Origin of the sequence: Hydrogenophaga aromaticivorans (assembly GCF_013387465.1) — a bacterium.
In the GTDB taxonomy this organism is placed as follows: domain Bacteria; phylum Pseudomonadota; class Gammaproteobacteria; order Burkholderiales; family Burkholderiaceae_C; genus Hydrogenophaga; species Hydrogenophaga aromaticivorans.
The window spans coordinates 641509-663197 of record NZ_VYGV01000016.1; the positions used below are offsets into that span (position 1 = coordinate 641509).

Genomic DNA, 21689 nt, shown 5'->3' on the forward strand with positions numbered 1-21689 from the left:
TCCCACGACCCCCGCAGTAAGCTCCTGCCCGTGCATTCCGCCGTCCACCAAACCATCGCCACCGTCTGGCGCATCGAGTCCGCCCGCATCGTCGCCGCCGTGGCGCGGCGTGTGCGCGATCTCGGCCTGGCCGAAGAACTGGCGCAGGACGCGCTGGTGGCCGCGCTGGAACACTGGCCGAAAGACGGCGTGCCGAACAACCCCGGCGCCTGGCTCATGACCACCGCGAAAAACCGCGCGCTCGACGCGCTGCGGCACCGCCAGATGGCCGACGCGCGGCACGAAGACATCGCGCGCGACCTCGAAGCGCTGGGTGCGCTCACCGTGCCCGACTTCGTCGACGCACTCGACGCCGCGCGGCAGGACGACATCGGCGACGACCTGCTGCGCCTCATCTTCACCGCCTGCCACCCGGTGCTCTCCACCGACGCGCGCGTGGCACTCACGCTCAAGCTGCTCGGCGGCCTCACCACGCACGAGATCGCGCGCGCCTTCCTCGTGCCCGAAGCCACCATCGCGCAGCGCATCGTGCGCGCCAAGCGCACGCTGGCCGACGCGAGCGTGCCTTTTGAAGTGCCGCGGGGCGGGCAACTGGCCGAGCGCCTGGGCTCGGTGCTCGAAGTGGTGTACCTGGTGTTCAACGAGGGCTACACGGCCACCAGCGGCAGCGACTGGATGCGCCCTGAGCTCTGCAACGAAGCCCTGCGTCTGGGCCGCATGCTCGCCGAGCTGGCCCCCGATCAGGCGGAAGTGCACGGCCTCGTGGCGCTGATGGAGATCCAGGCCTCGCGCACTGCTGCGCGCACCGATGCGCAAGGCGACCCCGTACTGCTCAACCAGCAGAACCGCGCCCGCTGGGACCGCCTGCTGGTGCGCCGCGGCCTGGCCGCGCTGGCGCGCGCCGAAGCGCTGGGCCAGCCGCCGGGCAACTACCGCCTGCAGGCCCAGATCGCCGCCTGCCACGCGCGCTCGCCCACCGCCGACGCCACCGACTGGCCGCGCATCGCCGCGCTTTACGCCCAGCTGATGCAGGTGGCGCCCTCGCCTGTTGTCGAACTCAACCGCGCGGTCGCCGTGGGCATGGCCGAAAGCCCGGCCGCCGGCCTCGCCATCGTCGAGACGCTGCTGCAGGACAAGGCCCTGCAGCGTTACCCTTGGCTGCACGCGGTGCGGGGCGATTTGCTGGAGAAGATCGGGCGCGGGGAGGAAGCGCACGCCGCCTTCGTGCGCGCGGCCGAGCAGACATCCAATCGGCGTGAAAGCGCGCTGATGCGGGCGCGCGCCGACGCGGCTCAGCCGGGCAAGGGCTGAAGCACCATCATCTTGCCAAACGAAGGTAGGTGCACCGTCTCGACCAGCCGCACGCTGCTGCGTTCAAACAGCGTGTCACATTCCGCCCGGGTGCGTTCCCGGCCAGGCGTTCCCATGAACATCTGCATGTCGAAAGACGCCGCGCCGATGTCGGCGTGGTGGTCCGGCATCACCATCTCCAGCAGCACGATGGACGCCTCGCCCGGGCGCGCTGCGGCGGCCACGTTGCGCAGCGCTCGCTCGGCCATCGAGTCGTCAAAACCATGCAGCACGGCGCTCATCAGGTAAGCCTCGCGCCCTCCAGTGGCCACCGGCAGCGCGCCGAACACATCCCCCGCCTCGAATACTGTGCGCGACAAGCGCTCGGTGAGTGCGGCGCTGTGCGGCTGCGCGCGCCAGAAGGTTTGTGCCGCCGCGATGGTGCCGGCCCGGTCCACCACCAGCGCTTTCAGGTGTGGGTGGTGTTTCAGGATGGTCATCGACTTGCTTCCATTGGAGCCGCCCACGTCGATCACACGGTCGAAGGCGCGCCAGTCAAAGCTGGTTGCGAAGCTGTCGCCAGTAAGCGCCTCTACCCGGTCCATCGCCTCGGCAAACAGCGCTTCAAAAGCCGGGTGCGCGTCCATGTGGTCGTAAAGGTCGGCGCCGTGCGTCAGCCTGAATGGCGGTAAACCGCTGCGCAGCCCGTTCTCCAACTGCTCGAACCAGGGCCGGCTCATCTCGGGCGAGTTGTGCATCAGCACCATGGCGCGGACGTTGTCCCTGTGGTCGGTGCGCAAGGCGCTGGAGAGCTTGTTGTTGCGGTAGGTGGCCGGGCCGACTTCTTCAAACACCCCCATCGCGGCGAGAAAGCGCAACAGCCGCGCCAGCGCGTCGGCCTGTACGCCCACCTCCCCGGCCAGCGCCTCCGCAGCCATGCGCCGGTCGCCCAGCACGGTCGCGAGGTCGAGCTGGGCCGCCGCGTGCAGCGCCCGCGATTGCCAAAAGGCCGAGCCGATCTGCAGCAGTCGAAACGGGGCCGGCGTCAGGCGCTGCGGCCAGGCCTGCAGAAAGGCCGAGAAGCGCATGGCCTGGTCAAACACACGGGCGGCCAGGCGTTGGCGTTGCAGCGTCATGCGGGGTCTCCCTCGGTGCCCGGTGTCGACGGGACCAGCGAAGCCAGGCCACCCGCGATCAACTGTCCGTTGAACAGTGCCAGTCGCTCCAGAAACGCCGCATCCATGGGCCGCTCCATCTGTTCCTCGAACACTTCCTTGAGCAGCAGCGGCGTCATCGCCAGACTCACGAAACTCATGCGCAACACGTCGGGGTCCACCGCTGCGCTGAGCTGGCCGCTTTGCTGAAGGTCGACCACGCGCCTGGCGCCCTGCGTTCGTCCGCGCTCCAGCAACTGGCGGATGAAGCGACGGCCCGGCCCATGCTTGAGTGCCAGCACCTTGAGGATCAGCTTGGGAAACTCTGGCGCAGCCAGCATGGTCTGGTAATACAGCTGCAGGTAGCCGGTGAAGCCATCGAGAGAAGCGAGCATGTTGTTGTCCAGTACCTCCAGCAAGGGGTTGAGCGTGGCGCGGATCATTTCCTCGTACAGCCCCTCCTTGTTGCCGAAGTAGTAGCCGATCATCGAGACGTTGACCCCCGCCATTTCGGCGATGCGGCGCGTGCTCACCTGGTGGTAGTCGTCGGCGAGGAAACAGATCTTGGCGGCGGCGAGCAGCCTTTCTGGCACAGGGGCTCCGGTGGTGGGATCGTTCGGGGTGTTCATGGGCACAGATCTTGTTGGCGTGCCATCAGGTTACGCGCCGGACGCCGCCGGAGGAAGCCGTTTCGTCAAACAAGATCGGCCATTTGTTTGGCGCTGCTTTCGCGGGCGCGGTGCGGCCACAAAGGGCTTTTGCCCCACGGCTCGCCGCAAGACCTGCAGGTGCCGACAATGGTGCTCCACTTCACCACCGAGCCCGTGCATGAACTCCTTTGGCAAACGCGCCCAGGGCGCCCGCCTCGAACGCATGATGGCCTCGCCACGCTGGGCGGGCCTTGGCTTTCGCAACATGCACCCCGTCGCGCCCGGCCTGCGCGACCTCACGGTACCCCGGCCCACGCTGCGCGAGTTTCTGTCCAACGGCAACCGCCGCGTGCCCGGTGCGCCGCTGCCGTCGGTGGACCCGCGCGAGGCCTGGGGCCGCCCCAGCGCCAGCGGCCTGCGCGCCACCTGGCTCGGCCACTCCACCGTGCTGCTGGAGATGGACGGCCACCGCGTGCTCACCGACCCGGTCTGGGGCACGCGCGCCTCGCCCTTTCGCCTGCTCGGCCCCAAACGCTTCCAGCCCGTGCCGCTGCGCCTGCGCGAGATGCCCGAGGTGGACGTCGTCGTGATCTCGCACGACCACTACGACCACCTCGACTACCCCACCATCCACGCCCTGGCCCGCCGCAGCAATGTGCCCTTCGTCACCTCGCTCGGCGTCGGCGCGCACCTGCAGGCCTGGGGCATCGCGCCCGAGCGCATCACCGAGCTCGACTGGTGGGAAACCCACCGCGTGCCCGGCACCGGCCTCAGCGTCACCGCCGCGCCCTCGCAGCACTTTTCAGGGCGCGGCTTCAAAGACCGCAACGCCACGCTCTGGTCGTCCATGATCCTGCGCAGCGAGCGCCACGCCGTGTTCTTCAGCGGCGACACCGGCCTCACCAGCGAATACGCGCTCATCCGCGAACGCCTCGGCCCGTTTGATCTCGTGATGCTCGAAGTCGGCGCCTTCCACCCCGCGTGGGGCGACATCCACCTCGGCCCCGAGAACGCGCTCAAGGCCCACCAGCTGCTCGGCGGTGGCGCCTTCCTGCCGGTGCACTGGGGCACCTTCAGCCTCGCCATGCACGCCTGGGACCAGCCCGCCGAAACCCTGCTCCAGCTCGCCTCACCGCGCGAACTGCTGCTCATGCCCCGGCTGGGTGAAGCGGTCGAGCCCGCCGAGCAGCGCGCGGTGCAACCCTGGTGGCGCGCGGTGGGCGCGGGGCGGGGCGTCCCGGTGCCCGAGGCCGAGCCTCACGGAGTCCGCACGCCAGGCGATCTGCCCTGGCCGATGGATTGAGCGGCGGCGCTGCGGTGACAGCCGCCTCTTGCAGGCCGCCGTTCTTTCAGACAGCATGGCCGCCGCAACCACAGGAGCCCCTCATGCAAACACCTCGAGCCACCTTCAAACGCATGGAACAAAGCACCCAGCAGGACTGGGCCTGCATCCTGCCGGAAGCCATGGCGATGGCGAAATCGCTGCCCGACCGCGTGCTCGCCCACCTGAAGCTGCTCGACGGCGACCACGGCGGTTTCCCCGTCGACCGCCTCACGCACAGCCTGCAGACCGCGACGCTCGCGTTCAAGGACGGACGCGACGAGGAATACGTGGTGTGCGCGCTGCTGCACGACATCGGCGACACCCTCGGCAGCTTCAACCACCCGGACATCGCCGCCGCCATCCTCAAACCCTTCGTCAGCGAAGAGAACCTGTGGATGGTGCAGAACCACGGCATCTTCCAGGGCTACAACTTCTTCCACCACATCGGCCTGGACCGCAACATGCGCGACATGTTCAGGGACCACCCCCACTACGACCGCGCGGCCGAATTCGTCGAACGCTACGACAACCCGGCCTTCGACCCGGCCATGGACGCGCTGCCGCTGCGCCACTTCGAACCCATGCTGCGCCGGCTGATGGCCGCGCCGAAGAATTCGGTTTACAAGGCGGCGCTGCCGGGGGAGAAGGCGGCAGCCTGAATCAGACAAAAAAAACCCCGGCGCGTGGGCCGGGGCAATGAGGAGTTCGGGAAACTTGTGCGGGTCAGGCGCTTTGTTGAATGCCGGCCAGCACCCAGCCGCCGCTGCCTTGGCGGGGCTTGGTCAGGTGCCAGACTTCGTTGATGTCTTCGGGTTCGGCGCCGTCTTCCTGCACGCGGCCGGTGAAGTGCGTGCTGACCACGTAGATGGCGTCTTCTTCGGCCACTTCCAGCACGCTGGCTTCGAGGTCGAGCACGCGGGTTTCCTGCGTGGCGCCGTTGCGCTCGCGGATGTCCATCTGGATCTCGGCAAACATCTCCGGCGTGGTGAAGGCGCGGATGTCGTCGAGGTTGCCCGCGTCGTTGGCGGCTTGCAGGCGGATGAAGTTGACCTTGGCGTTGCGCACGAAGGCGGCGACGTCAAAGTCGGCCGGGATGACGCTGGCCGTCTGTGCCTGGCCGCCGAGTGCGGAGCCAATCATGGAGCCACCCTGGCTGTAGCCGGCGCCGTTGCTGGCGTCTGGCATGGGCGTCTTGAAGGCCGAAGGCGTCTGCGGACGCGAACCGGCGGCACCGGCACCCGCGTAAGCCATGCCACCCGAGCCACCCTGGGCCGCGGCGGCGCGCTTGCGCATGATGAAGCCGACCACCGCGATGGCGGCCATCACCAGCAGACCGATCATCAGCATGTTGGCCAGGCCTTCACCGAAGCCGAGGTGCGAGGCGAGCGCGGCCAGGCCCAGGCCGGCGGCGAGGCCGGCGATCGGGCCCATCCACTTGCTGCGGGTGGACGCGGCGGCAGCAGCTGGGGCGCCGGCAGCGGCAGCGGGTGCTGCGGCGTTGGCGGGTGTCTGGGCCGGTGTGGCGTTGGGGGCCTTGGCGGGCGGTGCGCTCTGGCGCTGCATGCCAAAGGACTTGCCGCTGCCGATGCGCCGGGCTTCGGCGTCCATGGCCACGGAGGACAGGCCGATGGCAAATACCATGGCCAGAAGGGAAAGGGTCTTTTTCATGGGGTCTCCTGTGAAAGGGATTTGAACCGGCAGAGAGTAGGCGGGTTCTGCTTCAAGAAAAATCAGAAATATGTGGACGTTTGTTTCGTAAAAACAGGAGGTTTCAGGCCTGGCGCCTGGTGTGAGCGTCGCGGGTGCAAACGCGGGCACCCGCAAGCTGGCAAAATCGCCGGTCTTCCGGACGGGGTGTTCTCCCGCCCCGCCTTGCCGGGCCTTGCGTTCCGGCCATCTGCCTTCCCCATTCTCTCCCATGACCCCATCGCCCCACGGCACCCTCGGCATTGACTTTGGCACCTCCAATTCGGCGGTGTCCTGGGCCGAACCCCAGGGCCTTGCGCGCCTGATTCCGCTGGAAGGCGAGGCGCTGGCCATGCCCACCGCCGTGTTCTTCAACGCCGAGGACCACCTCACGCACTTTGGCCGCGACGCGGTGGCGCAGTACCTGAGCGGCACCGAGGGCCGCCTGATGCGTTCGCTCAAGAGCCTGCTGGGCAGTCCGCTGCTGCAGGAGAAGACCGAGGTCAACCACAAGCAGATCAGCTTCCAGGACATCGTGGCCACGTTCCTCTCCGAGTTGCGCGATCGCGCCGACCGGGCGCTGGGCGAGGCGCCCTCGCGCGTGGTGATGGGCCGGCCGGTGCATTTTGTCGACGACGACCCCGAGCGCGATGCGCTGGCGCAGCGCTCGCTGCAGGAGGCGGCGATGTCGGTCGGCTTTGACGAGGTGTCGTTCCAGCTGGAACCGATCGCCGCGGCGCTGGACTACGAGCGGCGGCTGACACGCGAGGCCACGGTGCTGGTGGTGGACCTGGGCGGCGGCACCTCGGACTTCACCGTCGTGCGGCTGGGGCCGGACCGCATGGCGCGGGCCGACCGCAGTGGCGACGTGCTGGCCACGACCGGCGTGCACATCGGCGGCACCGACTTTGACCAGAAGCTCAGCCTGGAGCGGGTGATGCCGCTGCTGGGCCACCGCCACCTGGGGCCGCAGCAGCGCGAGGTGCCGAGCCGGATCTTTTTTGACCTCTCCACCTGGCACCTGATCCAGTGGCTCTACCTGCCCCGGGCGATGAGCCAGGCGCAGTCGCTGCGCGTCAACTACACCGACACGCGCTTGCACGAGCGGCTCATGAAGGTGCTCAAGCACCACGACGGCCACCGCATCGCCCACGAGGTGGAGCTGGCCAAGATCCGCTGCTCGCAGGACGACGCGGCATCGGCGGTTGAGCTGTCTTTCGTCGAAGCCGGTCTGAGCGCTTCACTCACACCGGCCGACATGCGCGACCACCTGGCGGTCTTGCTGGCGCGCACGGTGGCCTGCGCGCGCGAGTGTGTGCAGCGCGCGGGGCTGACCGATGGCGCCCTGGACGCGATCTACCTCACCGGCGGATCGTCCGCCCTGCGCCCGTTCCAGCAGGCCCTGCAGGCCGAGTTCGCGGGTGTGGAACTGGTGGTGGGCGACCTGTTTGGCGGTGTGGCCTCGGGCCTGGCCTACAGCCGCGGCTGAGCAGACTTCGACGCGGCGCGTATTCGGTGCGCTGTCAGACAGACGGCGGCGGGTGGATGATGCAGACTGCGGTCAGACCCGCTTTGCCCACCCAGAAACGCGCCATGAACACACGCAACGAGCTCCCGCCTCCCTCGCTGATGCCCGCCCCACCGCCCCGCATCGGCTACATCCGGCCCATGGCCCTGGTCCTGTTCCTGGGCGCCCTGGTGCTGCTGGCGTTCCGGCTGTCGGACCTGCTGCTGATGCTCTTCGGGGCCGTCATCGTGGCGGTGGCCTTGCGGGCCCTGGCCCAGCCGCTGGGGCGCTACCTGCGCCTGCCGCCCCGGCTGGCGGTCGGTGTCGCGGTCACGCTGGCGGTGGTCGGCATCGTGCTCGGTTCCTGGCTGGTGGGCGACCGTCTGGTGGAGCAGTTCGATGACCTGGCCCGCAAGCTGCCGGCGGCGATCGCCAAGCTCGTGAGCTGGGCCCGGGAGCGCACCATCGGCGAGGCGCTGTGGAAGGTGTGGCGCGGCACGAACGCGGACGATGTGCCCTGGGCCAGCGTGGCCGTGGCGGCGACCCAGGCGCTGAGCGCCGTGGGCGGCATCGGCCTGGTGCTGGTGGTCGGGGTGTACCTTGCGAGCGACCCGCTGATGTACCGCGAAGGCCTGGTGCGGCTGGTGCCGCCGGCCTACCGCGGCCGGGTTGACGACGCGCTGCTCGCCAGCGGGCACGCGCTGTCGCGCTGGCTGCTGGGGCAAGGCATCTCGATGCTGTTCGTCGGCACCTCCACGGCGATTGGTCTGGCGCTGCTGGGCCTGCCGCTGGCGCTGACGCTGGGCCTGGTGGCCGGTGCGCTGGCCTTCATTCCGTTTTTCGGCCCGATCGCGTCGGGCGTGCTGGCGGTGTTGCTGGCCTTCATGCAGGGGCCGGAACTGGCGCTGTACGTGGCGATCCTGTGCGTGGTGATCCAGCAGATCGAGGGCAACCTGCTGATGCCGGTGGTGCAGCGCTGGGCGGTGGAGCTGCCGCCGGTGCTGGGCATCACGGCAGCGGTCATCTTCGGTCTGCTGTTTGGCCTGCCGGGCGTGATCCTCGCCTCGCCGCTGATGGTGGTGGCGATGGTGCTGGTGCGCATGCTGTACGTCGAAGGCGTGCTGGAGTCGTGAGCCGCGGCATGTGCGCTGGTGCACAGACCCCGGCCCATCCGCTGCCTATTCTGAATGCCCAGCAACAGGCGGTGCATCCTGCTCCCGCCAATGGCCTTGCTGGTGAGACCAAGGACACTCCCATGAACTACCAAGAGCAAGACACTTACGGCATGTACAAGAGCCGGACCGACGGCGGCCCCGGCCCCGGCCCCGGGCTGATGGGCGCCAACACGCTCGACGGCAACGACGTCTTCAATCGCCAGGACGAAGACCTGGGCGACATCAAGGAAATCATGCTCGACATGGGCACCGGCCGGGTGGCCTACGCCGTGCTGTCGTATGGCGGCTTCATGGGCATGGGTGACAAGCTGTTCGCCGTGCCCTGGCACGCGCTGACGCTGGACACCGCCAACAAGCGCTTTGTGCTCGACGTCGAAAAAGACCGGCTGGAAAGTGCACCCGGATTCGACAAGGACCAGTGGCCCGACATGGCCGATGCGACCTGGAGCAAGGAAATCCACGACTACTACGGCGTGACGCCGTATTCGGACGGCCGCGTCTGACAGCGATCTGCTGAATGAAACCAGGGCTGCAGCCGAGAGGTTGCAGCCCTTTCGCACGTCCGGGCCAAGGGCTCATCGGAACCCTGGCCCGTCCCGTTGCCCTTCAGGCCTTGCGCGCCAGAAAGGCGAGCAGGTCGCTGGTCAGCCGCTCCTTGTCGGTGGCGAACAGGCCGTGCGGTGCGCTGTCGTATTCGATCAGGGTGCTCTGGGCGATGCCCTGCGCGGCAATCCGGCTGGAGGCGGCGATCGGAACGGTCTTGTCGGCGGTGCCGTGGATGATCAGCGTGGGCACGGTGAAGGCGTGCAGGTCACCTCGGAAGTCGGTCGACGAGAACGAGCGCATGCATTCGATGGTGGCCTTCAGGCTGGCCTGCAGGGCGATGCCGCGCGCCCATTCCAGCAGCTCGGCGCTGACGGGGCGTTCTTCCGAGTCTTCGCCGAAGAAGGTCTTGAAGAAGCCGGTGAAAAAATGCGTCCGGTCGGTCTTCAGGGCTTCGGCCGTCTGGTCGAACGCAGCCTGCTCGGTGCCGGCGGGGTTGTCGTCGGTCTTCAGGCGGAAGGGCAGGATGGACGACAGCAGCGCACACTTCGCGACCGATTGGCCGCTGTGTCGCGCCATGTAGCGCGCCACCTCGCCGCCGCCCATGGAGAAGCCGACCAGGGTCGCGTCCTGTGCGCCGCTCTGCTGGATCACGGCGGCCAGATCGTCGGCCAGGGTGTCGTAGTCGTAGCCGCTCCAGGGCTGGGTGGAGCGGCCAAAACCGCGACGGTCGTAGGCGATCACGCGGTGGCCCGCCTCGGCGATGGCCATGGCCTGGTCGTCCCAGCTGTCGGACGACAGCGGCCAGCCGTGGATCAGGATCACGGGCGGTCCCTCGCCCCAGTCCTTGACGTAGAGGCGGGTTTTGTCGGTGGTTTCGACGGTGTTCATGGCATGGCCTTTCACGGTGGAAAAACCGCAGTGTTGTCAGGCGCGCGGTCAGCGTCTGTCTGCTGACGAACATTCCAAGCCGTTGCGTGTTCGGTACCGCACCGACGTGCGGCATCCCGGGTGGGAAATTGTTTTCTCGGTGGCGCCACCGCGCTGCCCACCAACCCGAGGGTTTTCATGTCCAAACCGTCCGTTCCCGTGCCCCGCGAGGGCGTGAAGCAGCAGGCGATGGCGCAGGCACTGACGCCGCCGCTGGATCGCCTCACGACCAACCAGGGCCTCTTGCTGAGCGACAACCACAACTCGCTCAAGGCCGGCGCGCGCGGGCCCACGCTGCTGGAAGACTTCATCCTGCGCGAGAAGATCACCCACTTCGACCACGAGCGCATCCCCGAGCGCGCGGTGCACGCGCGCGGCGCGGGCGCCCACGGCTTCTTCGAGGTCTACCAGAGCGAGGCCGCGATCACCCGCGCCGGTTTCCTGTGCGACCCGACGGTGCAGACGCCGGTGTTCGTGCGCTTCTCCACCGTGGCAGGCTCGCGCGGCTCGGCCGACACGGTGCGCGATGCGCGCGGCTTCGCGGTGAAGTTCTACACGCCCGAGGGCAACTGCGATTTGGTGGGCAACAACATCCCGGTGTTCTTCATCCAGGACGCGATCAAGTTCCCCGACCTGATCCACGCCGTCAAGCCCGAGCCCGACAGCGAGATGCCTCAGGCGGCCAGCGCGCACGACACCTTCTGGGACTTCGTCACGCTCATGCCCGAGACCACGCACATGCTGATGTGGGTGATGTCGGACCGCGGCATCCCGCGCAGCCTGCGCATGATGGAAGGCTTCGGCGTGCACACCTTCCGCTTTGTGAACGCACACGGCGCGTCGAGCTTTGTCAAGTTCCACTGGAAGCCCAGGCTCGGCGTGCACGCGCTGACCTGGGACGAAGCGCAGGCGCTGGCAGGCCAGGACGCCGATTTCCACCGCCGCGACCTCTGGGAAGCCATCGCCAGCGGCCAGTTCCCCGAGTGGGAGCTGGGCGTGCAGGTGGTGCCCGAGGCCGACGAACACCGCTTCGCCTTCGACCTGCTCGATCCCACCAAGCTGATCCCCGAAGAGCTGGTGCCGGTGCGCCGCATCGGGCGCCTGGTGCTGAACCGCAACCCCGACAACTTCTTTGCCGAGACCGAGCAGGTGGCATTCCACCCCGGCCACCTGGTGCCGGGCATCGACTTCTCCAACGACCCGCTGCTGCAGGGGCGGCTGTTCTCGTACACCGACACCCAGCTCTCGCGCCTGGGCGGCGCCAACTTCCACGAGCTGCCGATCAACAAGGGCGTGTGCCCGATGCACAACTTCCAGCGCGACGGCATGCACCGCCAGTACATCGGCACCGGGCGCGTGGCCTACGAGCCCAACACGCTCGCCAATGGCGAGGAGTTCCGCGTCGACGGCCGCAGCTTCGACCCGGTGGGCCCGACGGGCTTCACCAGCCACCCCGAGGCGCTGGAGCCGCCCAAGCAACGCGCGCGCAGCGCCTCGTTCGACGACCACTATGCGCAGGCCCGGCTGTTCTGGGTCAGCCAGTCGGCGCCCGAACAGGCGCACCTGGTGGCCGCGTTCCAGTTTGAACTCTCCAAGCTGCAGACGCCCGCGATCCGCCAGCGCATGGTGGACACGCTGGCCCATGTGGACGCCGATCTCGCGCAGCGCGTCGGCGCCGCGCTGGGTACCCAGCCGCCCGACAAGGCCGCGGCCACCGCCTGGCCGGGCTACCGCGAAGGGCCGGCCAGCGCCGACCTCGCGCCGTCACCGTCGCTCAGCATGGTCGTTGCACAAAGCGCCGGCATCGCCACGCGCAAGGTCGCCATCCTGGTGGCCGATGGCGTGAGCGGCGCTGCGGTGCGGGCCGTTCAAGAGGCGCTGGCGGCGGCGGGCGCGATGTCCACGCGGGTCGGGCCGACGCTGTGCCCCGTGCGGTGCGCCGATGGCGAGCCCCTGGCCGTGGACGCCACGCTGGACAACGCCCCTTCGGTGCTGTTCGACGCGCTCTACCTGCCGCCCATGGTGGCCGGTGCCGAGGGGCTGGCCGGCGATGCGCGGGCGCTGCGCGCCGTGGAGCAGGCCTGCCGCCACGGCAAGACCGTGGCCGCGTCGGGCAACAGCGCAAACCTGATCGCAGCGGCCGGCGTGGACCCGGCGTTGCCCGGCGTGCTGGTGGATGCCTCGGACGATGTGGGTGCCGCATTTCTGGCAGCGGTGCTCACCGCCATCGGCCAGCACCGCCACTGGGGCGCTTGAGACCACAGGTACAGGAGACACACCATGAGCCACACCACTTCCGCCGTTCGCGCTGTATGGAAAGCGACAGGCACCGCCGCGCTGCTCGCGCTGGGTGCCTGCGCCGAGCCGGCACGCTTCACCGTCGCCGAGGGCTCGGGCAACAACCCCGCGCTGCCGACGCCCAGCCGGGCACTGATCCCCACGGTCAACATCGCACCGGCGCGGGGCTGGCCGGCCGACACCATGCCGACCCCGGCCCGGGGCCTGCGGGTGCAGGCTTTTGCCCGCGACCTGGACCACCCACGCTGGCTGCTGGTGTTGCCCAATGGCGATGTGCTGGTGGCCGAAACCAACGCGCCGCCCAAGCCCGGTGCGTCCAAGGGCATCAAGGCCTGGGTGAAGGGCCAGGCCATGAAACGCGCGGGCGCGGCCGTGCCGAGCGCCAACCGCATCACCCTGCTGCGCGACACCGATGGCGACGGCGTGGCCGATGTGCGCTCCGTGTTCCTCGACGGCCTGTACTCGCCGTTTGGCATGGCTCTGGTGGGCGAACGCCTGTTCGTGGCCAACGCCGACGCGGTGCTGGCGTTCCCGTACCGCCGGGGTGACACCACCATCAGCGCCGCCGGCGCCCAGCTGCTGGCCCTGCCCGGCGGGCCGATCAACCACCACTGGACAAAGAGCCTGATCGCCAGCCCGGACGGCCAGCGCCTGTACGTGGGCGTTGGGTCGAACAGCAACATCGGCGAGAACGGCATGGCGGCCGAAGAAGGCCGGGCCGCGGTCTGGGAGGTGGATGCGCGCACCGGCGCGCACCGCGTCTTTGCCTCGGGCCTGCGCAACCCGGTCGGCCTGGCCTGGGACGCCAGCGGCCGCACGTTGTGGGCGGTGGTCAACGAGCGCGACGAACTTGGCAGCGACCTGGTGCCCGACTACCTGACCTCGGTGCGCGACGGCGCCTTCTACGGCTGGCCTTACAGCTACTACGGCCAGCGGGTGGACACCCGCGTCAAGCCGCCCGCGCCCGACCAGGTGGCCAAGGCAGTCGTGCCCGACTTTGCGCTGGGCGCGCACGTCGCGCCGCTGGGCCTGGCGTCCGCCGTCGGCAGCCGCCTGCCCGCGCCGTTCACCGACGGCATGTTCATCGGGCAGCACGGCTCGTGGAACCGGCGCCCGCACAGCGGCTACACGGTGGTCTTCGTGCCTTTCAGTGGTGGCCAGCCGTCGGGTCCGGCCCGCGACGTGTTGAGCGGCTTCCTGAACGCCAGCGGCGAAGCCCAGGGGCGACCGGTGGGCGTGGCGATGGACGGGCAGGGCGCGTTGCTGGTGGCCGACGACGTGGGCAACGTGGTCTGGCGCGTCAGCGCCTCGCCCTGACACACCGGGGCGCGCCCGGCGGAGGCGCCGTCAGGCCGCGTGATGGTGGTGCAGGTGTTCACGCGCCTTGGCCGCCTGCTGGGCCGCGCGGCGCAGCGCGCTGTACTGGCCCAGCGCCGTCTCCATCTGTGACAGCGGGAGCGCGCCTGCCGCCGCAGACACCAGCACCGCGGCCTTCAGGTTCTGGTAGGCCAGCTCCATCGGGACCACGTCGACCACGGGCGCGTCACCGTTCGCCACGGACTCCGTGTCCTGCTGTGTGAAGAGCTGCTGCAGCGCCGCCACAAAGGTCTGCTGGTGCGTCGCCAGGGCCGGGTCGACGGGTGCCTGCAGGGGCGCGGCGGTCTGTGCCTGGTCGGCGCAGGTTTTGTAGTAGCGGTGGATGCGCAGCAACTCGGCCAGGCGCTCGCTGGCCACCTTGGAGAGCGCCAGGCGGCTCAGGCGTTCGGCAAACGACTCCACGGCCGCATCGAGCTGCGTCATGGCGGAGCGGTCGCCCACCAGCGCGACCGGCGCCGCGCCCGTGAGCACCGCGCCCGCGATGCGCACGCAGAGCTGGCCGAAGCGCGCCACCTCGCGCTCCAGCGCGTCCAGCGCCAGGGCCGGAACGGCCAGCACGTTGTCGTCGAGATAACGCGGCTGGGCTTCGTCTTCCTCGCGGGCGCGAAAGCGCTGCAGCAGCCAGCGCGTGAGCCCGTCGGTCAGCGGCCACATCAGGACCACCCCCAGCACGTTGAAGGTGGTGTGGAACAGCGCCAGCATGGCGGCGGGGTCGGCGGACAGACCGAGCGCGTCACGGGCGCTGGCCAGCGCGCCGATCAGCCAGGGCAACAACGCGAGCGCGACACAGGCGGTGACGACGTTGAAGATCACGTGTGCGGCGGCGGCGCGGCGCGCGTTGGGCGTGGCACCGATGGCGGCCAGCAGCGCGGTGACGGTGGTGCCGATGTTGGCGCCGATCACCACGGCCGCGGCCCCCTGGGCATCGAGCAGGCCGCCCTGTGCCGCGGTCAGGGCAATCGCCATCGAGGCGGCCGACGACTGCATCAGCACCGTCATCAGCAGGCCGATCACCACTTGCGCCAGCACGGCCTGCACGCCGTCGCCCTGGGGCAGGGTGATCTGCCCCGCGATGCCGTTGAACGACTCCTGCAGCAGGCCGATGCCGAGGAACAGCAGGCCAAAGCCGGCCACGGCGGTGCCGATGGCGCCGCGGCGTTGGCTGGCGCCGGTCAGACGCATCAGCATGCCCACCCCCACCAGCGGCAGCGCAAACGCTTCGATCTTGAACTTGAGCCCCACCAGCGCCACCAGCCAGCCCGTCATGGTGGAGCCGATGTTGGCGCCGAACAGCACCCACAGCGCCGGTGCGAGCCCGAGCAGGCCGGCGTTGATGAAGCCGATGGCGGCCACCGTGACGGCGCTGGACGACTGCACCATCGCCGTCACGAGCGCACCCGAACCCAGCGCGTGCCAGCGCGTGCGGGTGGCGTTGGCGAGGATGTTGTGCAGCGCCTGGCCCGCGGCCTGCTTGAGGCCGTCGGTCATCATGCCCATGCCCAGCAGGAACAGGCCAAGGCCACCCGCCAGCAGGCTCAGCGAATGCCAGATGCTGCTCATCGGGAAACCGCCGTGCTGCGCACTGCGGTGCGAGCTGGCTTGGGGCGGCCCGGCGCTGTGCTCATGAAAACACCGCCGACGCCACGACCACGATCACGGCGATGCAGACCAGGTTGAGCACCAGGCCGCAGCGCATCATCGTGGCCTGCGGGACCTGGTCCGTAGCAAAGACGATGGCGTTGGGCGGTGTGGCCACCGGCAGCATGAAGGCACACGACGCCGACACCGCGATGGCGGCCGCGAGCAGCGGCGCGGGCAGGCCGAGCACCTGCGCCACACCCAGGAAGATCGGCACCATCAGCGCGGCGCTGGCGGTGTTGCTGACCAGTTCGGTGAGGAAGACCACGAAGCTCACCACCCCGAGCAGCAGCCACAGCGTGGACGCGCCGTGCATGGCGGCCACCAGCCCATCGGCGAGGAAGCGGCTGGCGCCGCTGGCCTGCATGACCTGGCTGAGCGCGAGACCACCCCCGAACAGCAGCAGCACGCCCCAGTGCGTCTGGCGCTCGACGGTCTCCCAGTCCATCACCCGCGTGGCCACCAGCGCCACGATGGCGGCCACGGCGATCCAGCTGTCCATGTCGGCGGCGATGCCCAGCGCGCGGCCCAGCGGCTCGGCGGCCATCCAGCCCGCCGCGGTGAGCGCGAAGATGAGCAGCGTGGTCCGCCGCCCGGCGGTCCATTCAAAAGCTTCGCGGTCGAGCGCGAGCCGACCCCGCAGGCGCGGGCGCAGCAACAGGAAGAGCACACCGGCCATCAGGGGCAGCAACAGCAGCACCAGAGGCACGCCGAAGCGCATCCACTCGACGAAGCCGATGCCCGCCTGCGCGGCGGCGATGGCGTTGGGCGGGCTGCCCACCAGGGTGCCGATGCCGCCGATGCTGGCGCTGTAGGCCACGCCCAGCAGCACGAAGGCGCGCTCGCGTGGGCCCACGTCGTCGGCGCCGTCCTGTGTGTGCAGCAGGCCCAGCGCCATCGGCAGCATCATGGCGGCTGTGGCGGTGTTGCTGATCCACATGGACAGCAGGGCGGTGAGGCCAAACAGGAGGCCCACCGCGAGTGCCCGGCGCCCGGCGGCCAGGCGCAACACGGTGTGCGCCAGCGCGCGGTCCAGACCTTGTTGCTGCAGCGCCGCGGCCAGCGCGAAGCCGCCCAGGAACAGAAAGATGATCGGGTGGGCAAACGAAGCCAGGGCCTCGCGCAGGGACATGAGTCCTGCGACCACCGCCAGCAGCGGCACCAGCAACGCGGTCACGCTCAGGTGCAGCGCCTGCGTCATCCACAGGCCGCCAATCAGGGCGAACAGGGCCAGGCCCGCGCGCAAGGCCTCGGGGCCGGGCGTGGCCTGGTGCACGCCGCCGGCCAGCGCCAGGCAGGCGATGGCGCGAATCGTCGGAGAAAGGGCAGACAGGGATCCCGAGGCGGTCATGGTCTGTTTCGGGGCGCGTTGGCGCGGTGTTCGGGGTGCGCCCGCTGTCGGGACCGCGGGCGTTTCATTATCACCAGCCGCAGCCCTCCGGCGCCGACGCTGGGTGGGTGCGGTTGGGCAGGGTGGCTGGATGCCGTATTTTTACAGAGCATATGCTTGTTAAAAATAGGACGGGCTGATATGGTTGCGCCCCATGGACACCGACAACGCCCAGCCTTCCGAGACCGACCAACCCCGCCGCTCCCGCGGCCGGCCCCGGAAATCCGAAGACGAACGCGACGACGGCAACCGCCGCCAGGCCTTGATGCGTGCGGCGGCGAAGCTGTTTCGCCAGTACGGATTTGCCGCGACCAGCACGCGCGACATCGCCACCGCCGCCGGCATGCGGTCGGGCTCGCCCTTCTACCATTTTGAAAACAAGGAAGCCCTGCTCGCCGGCGTGATGCACGAGGGCATGCAGAGCGCGCTGCGGCGACAGACGGCAGCCATGGACAGCGCGGCCGCGGCGGGCGCTGCGGCCGGGCAGACGCTGAGCGCGCGCGAGTGCCTGCGGGTGCTGGTGCGCAACCACCTGGAGGTGCTGCTCGGACCCGACAGCGACTTCATCCCGGTGATGTTGTACGAATGGCGTTCGCTGTCCGAGGCGCAGCGCAGCGAAGTCAACCGCCTGAAGGCCGACTACGAAGCGGCCTGGGTGCCGGTGTTGCAGGCGCTGCACGCCAGTGGCGAGCTGAAGGGTGAGCCGGGGCTGGCGCGGCTGATGCTGTTTGGTGCCTTGAACTGGTCGGTGCAGTGGTTCGATCCGGGCCGCCAGGCTTCGCTGGACGACCTAACGCAGACCACGCTGTTGCTGTTTCTGAAGGACCTGCCATGAAGACGGGCTACCGTTCCGTGTTTGCGTCGGACCTGCTGGCCGGGCAGGTGGTGCTGGTCACCGGTGGCGGATCGGGCATCGGCCGCTGCACCGCGCACGAACTTGCCAGCCTGGGGGCCCATGTGGTGCTGGTGGGGCGCAAACCCGACAAGCTGCAGGCCACGGCGGACGAGATCGTGGCCGATGGCGGACACGCGAGTTTCCACGCCTGCGACATCCGGCAGGAAGACGCGGTGCGCCACATGGTCGCGGCCATCGTGACCGCCCACGGGCGCATCGATGGCCTGGTGAACAACGCGGGTGGCCAGTACATCACGCCGCTGGAACAGATCAGCGCCAAGGGCTGGCAGGCGGTGATCGACACCAACCTCACCGGCGGCTTCTTGGTGGCACGCGAGTGTTATCTGCAGAGCATGCAGGCGCAGGGTGGCGCCATCGTCAACATCGTGGCCGACATCTGGGGCTCGATGCCGGGCATGGGCCACAGTGGCGCGGCGCGCGCGGGCATGGTGAGCTTCACCGAAACCGCGGCACTGGAGTGGGCCAAGAGCGGCGTGCGCGTGAACGCGGTCGCGCCGGGCTACATCGCTTCGAGCGGCATGGACCATTACCCGCCCGAAGCCGGGGCGATGCTGCGGGAGATGCGCACCACCGTGCCGGCCGGGCGTTTCGGCAACGAGGCGGAAACGTCGGCGGCCATCGTGTTCCTGCTCTCGCCCGCGGCCAGTTTCATCAGCGGCACGGTGCTGCGCGTGGACGGTGCACGGCCGCAGGTGCGCATGGGCTGGGGCCAGGTGGCGGCACCGGTGGACGTGCAGGGGCGAGATGCGGTGAAGCCGTTTGAAGGGTTTCACCGGTATGTGACGCCCAAGGTGTTTCAGACATGAGCTTTCAATCCAGCTTCAATCCCCACAGCGAGCAAGCCGCGCAGCGCCGGGAAGCCATGCTCGCGCGCATCGCCCATCTGCGTGCGCTCGAAGACCGCGCCGCCCAGGCCTCGGCGAAATCCCGGCCGGTGTTCGACAAGCGTGGCCAGTTGCTGCCGCGCGAGCGCATCGGCCTGCTGCTCGACCCGGGCGCGCCGTTCCTGCCGCTGTGTTCGCTCGCCGGTTTCCTGCAGGACACCAAAGACCCGGACAAGTCCGTGCCCGGCGGCGGCGTCGTGGCCGGCATCGGTTTCATCAACGGTGTGCGCTGCATGGTGGTGGCGAGCGATTCGGGCATCGAGGCCGGCGCCATCCAGCCGCGCGGTCTGGAGAAGATCCTGCGCGTGCAGGCGATCGCGCTGGAACAGAAGCTGCCCTTCGTGCACCTGGTGGAAAGCGCGGGCGCCAACCTCACCAAATACCAGGTCGAAGGCTTCGTGCTCGGCGGTGCGCTGTTCCGCAACCTCGCGCGCCTCTCGGCCGCCGGTCTGCCGGTGATCACCGTGCAGCACGGCTCGGGCACGGCGGGTGGCGCCTACATGCCCGGTTTGAGCGATGTGGTGATCATGGTGCGCGGGCGCTCGCGGGCGTTCCTCGCCGGGCCGCCGCTGTTGATGGCTGCGACCGGCGAGGTGGCGACTGAAGAGGAGCTGGGTGGGGCCGAGATGCACACCGGTGTGTCGGGGTTGGGGGAGTACCTGGCGGAGGACGACCGGGAGGCGCTTGGGATTGCTCGGCAGGTGGTGGGGCAGCTGGGTTGGGTGGCGTGGGCCCCCACCCCAACCCACCCCCAGGGGGGGAGGGAGCCTGAATACCCGGGCGCCTCTTCACTCCCTCCCCCTCTGGGGGAGGGCAGGGGTGGGGGCTCCCCCCGCCAACCCCTCCACGAAGCCGAAGACCTGCTGTCCCTCATGCCCCAGCACCACCGCGAACCCGTCGACATGCGCGAAGTCCTGCTGCGCATCACCGACGCCTCCGACATCCTCGAATTCAAACCGCTCTACGGCGCCGCCACCGTCTGCGTGCAAGCCCGCATCGGCGGCCATGCGGTGGGCCTCATCAGCAACAACGGCCCCATCGACGTGGCCGGCGCCAACAAGGCCACGCACTTCATCCAGTGGATGTGCCAGCTCGGCCACCCCATCGTCTACCTGCAGAACACCACCGGCTATATGGTCGGCAAGGAGAGCGAGCAGGCCGGCATGATCAAACACGGCAGCAAGATGATCCAGGCTGTGACCAACGCCACCGTGCCGCAGATCACCATCCAGTGCGGGGCGTCGTTCGGCGCCGGCAACTACGGCATGTGCGGCCGTGGCTACGCGCCGCGCTTCCTGTTCAGCTGGCCCAACGCGCGCACCGCGGTGATGGGCGGCGAGCAGGCCGCGCGCACCATGCGCATCGTGGCCGAAGCCGGCATGGCGCGCAAAGGCCTCCCGACCGATACGCCCGAAGTGAAGGCGCAGATGCAGGCGCAGTTTGACCAGATCGTCCACGTGTTCGAAAGCCAGGCCGACGCGTTCCACACCAGCGGCCTGGTGCTTGACGATGGCGTGATCGACCCGCGCGACACGCGCGCCGTGCTGAGCTTCTGCCTCGACACCTGCGCCGAAGCGGCGGCGCGCCAGCCCAGGCCGATGCAGTTCGGCGTGGCGCGCATGTGACCCCACACAACAGGAGACAGCCATGCAGTTCACCCACGAACACCGCGAAATCCAGGCCACGCTCAAGCGCTACATCGACGAGCACATCAACCCGCATGTGGACGAATGGGAGTCCGCCGAGATCTTCCCGGCGCACGAGGTCTTCAAAGGACTGGGCCAGCTCGGCTTGCTGGGCCTGACCAAGCCCGAGGCCTTTGGCGGCGCGGGGCTGGACTATTCGTACAGCCTGGCCATGGCCGAGACGCTGGGCCACATCCACTGCGGTGGCGTGCCCATGGCCATCGGCGTGCAGACCGACATGGCCACGCCCGCGTTGGCGCGCTTCGGCAGCGACGAGTTGCGCGCCCAGTTCCTCGCGCCCGCCATCGCGGGTGACATGGTGGGCTGCATCGGCGTGAGCGAGCCCGGCGCGGGCAGCGATGTCTCGGCCATCAAGACCGTGGCGCGCAAGGACGGCGACGACTACGTCATCAGCGGTCAGAAGATGTGGATCACCAACAGCCTGCAGGCCGACTGGATGTGCATGCTGGTCAACACCAGCGACGGCCCCGCGCACAAAAACAAGAGCCTGGTGATGGTGCCGCTGCGCGAGAACGGCAAGACCGTCAAAGGCTTCGAGGTCGGCCAGAAGATCAGGAAGATCGGCATGAACAGCAGCGACACCGGCCTGCTGTTCTTCGACGAGGTGCGTGTGCCGCAGCGCTACCGCATCGGCGCCGAGGGCTCGGGCTTCATTTACCAGATGCAGCAGTTCCAGGAGGAGCGCCTGTGGGCGGCGGCGAGCTGCCTGCAGAGCCTCACCAACTGCATCCAGTGGACGGTGGACTACGCGCAGGAGCGCCAGCTCTTCGGCGCCACGCTGGCCGACCAGCAGTGGGTGCAGTTCAAGCTGGCCGAGATGAAGACCGAGGTCGAGAGCCTGCGCGCGCTGACCTACCAGGCGTGTGAACACTACGTGGCCGGCGAGGACGTGACCGAGTGGGCGACCATGGCCAAGCTGAAAGCTGGCCGGCTCAACAGGCTGGTGCCCGACACCTGCCTGCAGTTCTGGGGCGGCATGGGCTACACGTGGGAAAACAAGGTCTCGCGCATGTTCCGCGACGGGCGGCTGGCGTCGATTGGTGGTGGGGCGGATGAGGTGATGCTGGGCATCCTTGCCAAGACGATGGGGATATCGAAGAGGGCGGTGAAGTGAAGCTGCTGCTCGCGGGCCCCCACCCCAACCCTCCCCCAGAGGGGGAGGGAGTCAATGCCGCACTTTCCGTCTTTCTCCCTCCCCCTCTGGGGGAGGGCAGGGGTGGG

Annotated in this window: 18 protein-coding genes; 12 read left to right on the plus strand and 6 right to left on the minus strand. The window is 68.9% G+C overall.

What is annotated here, in order from left to right; genetic code table 11:
* Positions 1 to 30 precede the first annotated feature (30 nt).
* Entirely contained in the window at positions 31 to 1311 is a 1281-nt protein-coding gene (locus F3K02_RS20175; protein ID WP_177137397.1) for a sigma-70 family RNA polymerase sigma factor, read from the plus strand.
* Here the strand turns inward: F3K02_RS20175 and F3K02_RS20180 are convergent.
* Both F3K02_RS20180 and F3K02_RS20185 read right to left on the minus strand, forming a co-directional pair.
* On the minus strand, positions 1293 to 2426 hold the full coding sequence (locus F3K02_RS20180; protein ID WP_177137398.1) for a methyltransferase: 1134 nt from the start codon (positions 2424 to 2426) through the stop codon (positions 1293 to 1295). The genes F3K02_RS20175 and F3K02_RS20180 overlap by 19 nt on opposite strands.
* Positions 2423 to 3073: a TetR/AcrR family transcriptional regulator gene (locus F3K02_RS20185; RefSeq protein ID WP_177137399.1), complete on the minus strand. Its 651-nt coding sequence runs from the start codon at positions 3071 to 3073 to the stop codon at positions 2423 to 2425. The genes F3K02_RS20180 and F3K02_RS20185 overlap by 4 nt, the downstream gene beginning before the upstream one ends.
* Before the next feature lie 199 nt (positions 3074 to 3272).
* Here F3K02_RS20185 and F3K02_RS20190 point away from each other — a divergent pair, with 199 nt between their 5' ends.
* Positions 3273 to 4397 (plus strand): MBL fold metallo-hydrolase, encoded by a 1125-nt coding sequence (locus F3K02_RS20190; RefSeq protein ID WP_177137400.1) that lies wholly within the window; start codon positions 3273 to 3275, stop codon positions 4395 to 4397.
* 83 nt (positions 4398 to 4480) lie between these two features.
* On the plus strand, positions 4481 to 5077 hold the full coding sequence (locus tag F3K02_RS20195) for an HD domain-containing protein (protein ID WP_177137401.1): 597 nt from the start codon (positions 4481 to 4483) through the stop codon (positions 5075 to 5077).
* A 64-nt stretch (positions 5078 to 5141) separates the two neighbouring features.
* On the opposite strand, the gene F3K02_RS20200 is transcribed toward F3K02_RS20195, so the two are convergent.
* Positions 5142 to 6086 carry a Tim44 domain-containing protein gene (locus F3K02_RS20200; protein WP_177137402.1) on the minus strand — a complete coding sequence of 315 codons (945 nt, stop codon included), beginning with the start codon at positions 6084 to 6086 and terminating at the stop codon, positions 5142 to 5144.
* A 250-nt stretch (positions 6087 to 6336) separates the two neighbouring features.
* Between F3K02_RS20200 and F3K02_RS20205 the strand changes: the two genes are divergently transcribed.
* The 3 genes from F3K02_RS20205 (at position 6337) to F3K02_RS20215 (ending at position 9289) form a co-directional block, all read left to right on the plus strand.
* Positions 6337 to 7593 carry an Hsp70 family protein gene (locus F3K02_RS20205; RefSeq protein WP_177137403.1) on the plus strand — a complete coding sequence of 419 codons (1257 nt, stop codon included), beginning with the start codon at positions 6337 to 6339 and terminating at the stop codon, positions 7591 to 7593.
* Positions 7594 to 7697: 104 nt separating this feature from the next.
* Positions 7698 to 8744, plus strand: a complete 1047-nt coding sequence (locus F3K02_RS20210) for an AI-2E family transporter (RefSeq protein ID WP_177137404.1) — start codon at positions 7698 to 7700, stop codon at positions 8742 to 8744.
* Between the two features lie 122 nt (positions 8745 to 8866).
* The gene (locus F3K02_RS20215; protein WP_177137405.1) at positions 8867 to 9289 is read left to right on the plus strand and encodes a PRC-barrel domain-containing protein; all 423 of its coding nucleotides are present in this window, start codon (positions 8867 to 8869) and stop codon (positions 9287 to 9289) included.
* Positions 9290 to 9392: 103 nt separating this feature from the next.
* On the opposite strand, the gene F3K02_RS20220 is transcribed toward F3K02_RS20215, so the two are convergent.
* Positions 9393 to 10220, minus strand: a complete 828-nt coding sequence (locus F3K02_RS20220) for an alpha/beta fold hydrolase (RefSeq protein WP_177137406.1) — start codon at positions 10218 to 10220, stop codon at positions 9393 to 9395.
* 177 nt (positions 10221 to 10397) lie between these two features.
* On the opposite strand from F3K02_RS20220, the gene F3K02_RS20225 reads away from it, so the two are divergent.
* Both F3K02_RS20225 and F3K02_RS20230 read left to right on the plus strand, forming a co-directional pair.
* The gene (locus F3K02_RS20225; protein ID WP_177137407.1) at positions 10398 to 12515 is read left to right on the plus strand and encodes a catalase; all 2118 of its coding nucleotides are present in this window, start codon (positions 10398 to 10400) and stop codon (positions 12513 to 12515) included.
* A gap of 24 nt (positions 12516 to 12539) precedes the next feature.
* Complete coding sequence (locus F3K02_RS20230) at positions 12540 to 13874, plus strand: PQQ-dependent sugar dehydrogenase (RefSeq protein WP_177137408.1); 1335 nt, start codon at positions 12540 to 12542, stop codon at positions 13872 to 13874.
* 30 nt (positions 13875 to 13904) lie between these two features.
* Here the strand turns inward: F3K02_RS20230 and F3K02_RS20235 are convergent, their stop codons facing one another.
* Positions 13905 to 15494 carry a Na/Pi cotransporter family protein gene (locus F3K02_RS20235; protein ID WP_177137409.1) on the minus strand — a complete coding sequence of 530 codons (1590 nt, stop codon included), beginning with the start codon at positions 15492 to 15494 and terminating at the stop codon, positions 13905 to 13907.
* Between the two features lie 61 nt (positions 15495 to 15555).
* Complete coding sequence (locus F3K02_RS20240) at positions 15556 to 16923, minus strand: SLC13 family permease (protein ID WP_177137410.1); 1368 nt, start codon at positions 16921 to 16923, stop codon at positions 15556 to 15558.
* A gap of 193 nt (positions 16924 to 17116) precedes the next feature.
* On the opposite strand from F3K02_RS20240, the gene F3K02_RS20245 reads away from it, so the two are divergent.
* From F3K02_RS20245 to F3K02_RS20260, 4 genes are read left to right on the plus strand one after another with little or no spacing between them, the layout of a single operon-like run.
* Positions 17117 to 17797 (plus strand): TetR/AcrR family transcriptional regulator, encoded by a 681-nt coding sequence (locus tag F3K02_RS20245; protein WP_177137411.1) that lies wholly within the window; start codon positions 17117 to 17119, stop codon positions 17795 to 17797.
* Complete coding sequence (locus F3K02_RS20250) at positions 17794 to 18684, plus strand: SDR family oxidoreductase (RefSeq protein ID WP_177137412.1); 891 nt, start codon at positions 17794 to 17796, stop codon at positions 18682 to 18684. The genes F3K02_RS20245 and F3K02_RS20250 overlap by 4 nt, the downstream gene beginning before the upstream one ends.
* Entirely contained in the window at positions 18681 to 20387 is a 1707-nt protein-coding gene (locus F3K02_RS20255; RefSeq protein ID WP_177137413.1) for an acyl-CoA carboxylase subunit beta, read from the plus strand. Before F3K02_RS20250 ends, F3K02_RS20255 begins: the two co-directional genes overlap by 4 nt.
* 22 nt (positions 20388 to 20409) lie before the next feature.
* Positions 20410 to 21582 carry an acyl-CoA dehydrogenase family protein gene (locus F3K02_RS20260; protein ID WP_177137414.1) on the plus strand — a complete coding sequence of 391 codons (1173 nt, stop codon included), beginning with the start codon at positions 20410 to 20412 and terminating at the stop codon, positions 21580 to 21582.
* The last annotated feature ends 107 nt before the right edge of the window (positions 21583 to 21689 follow it).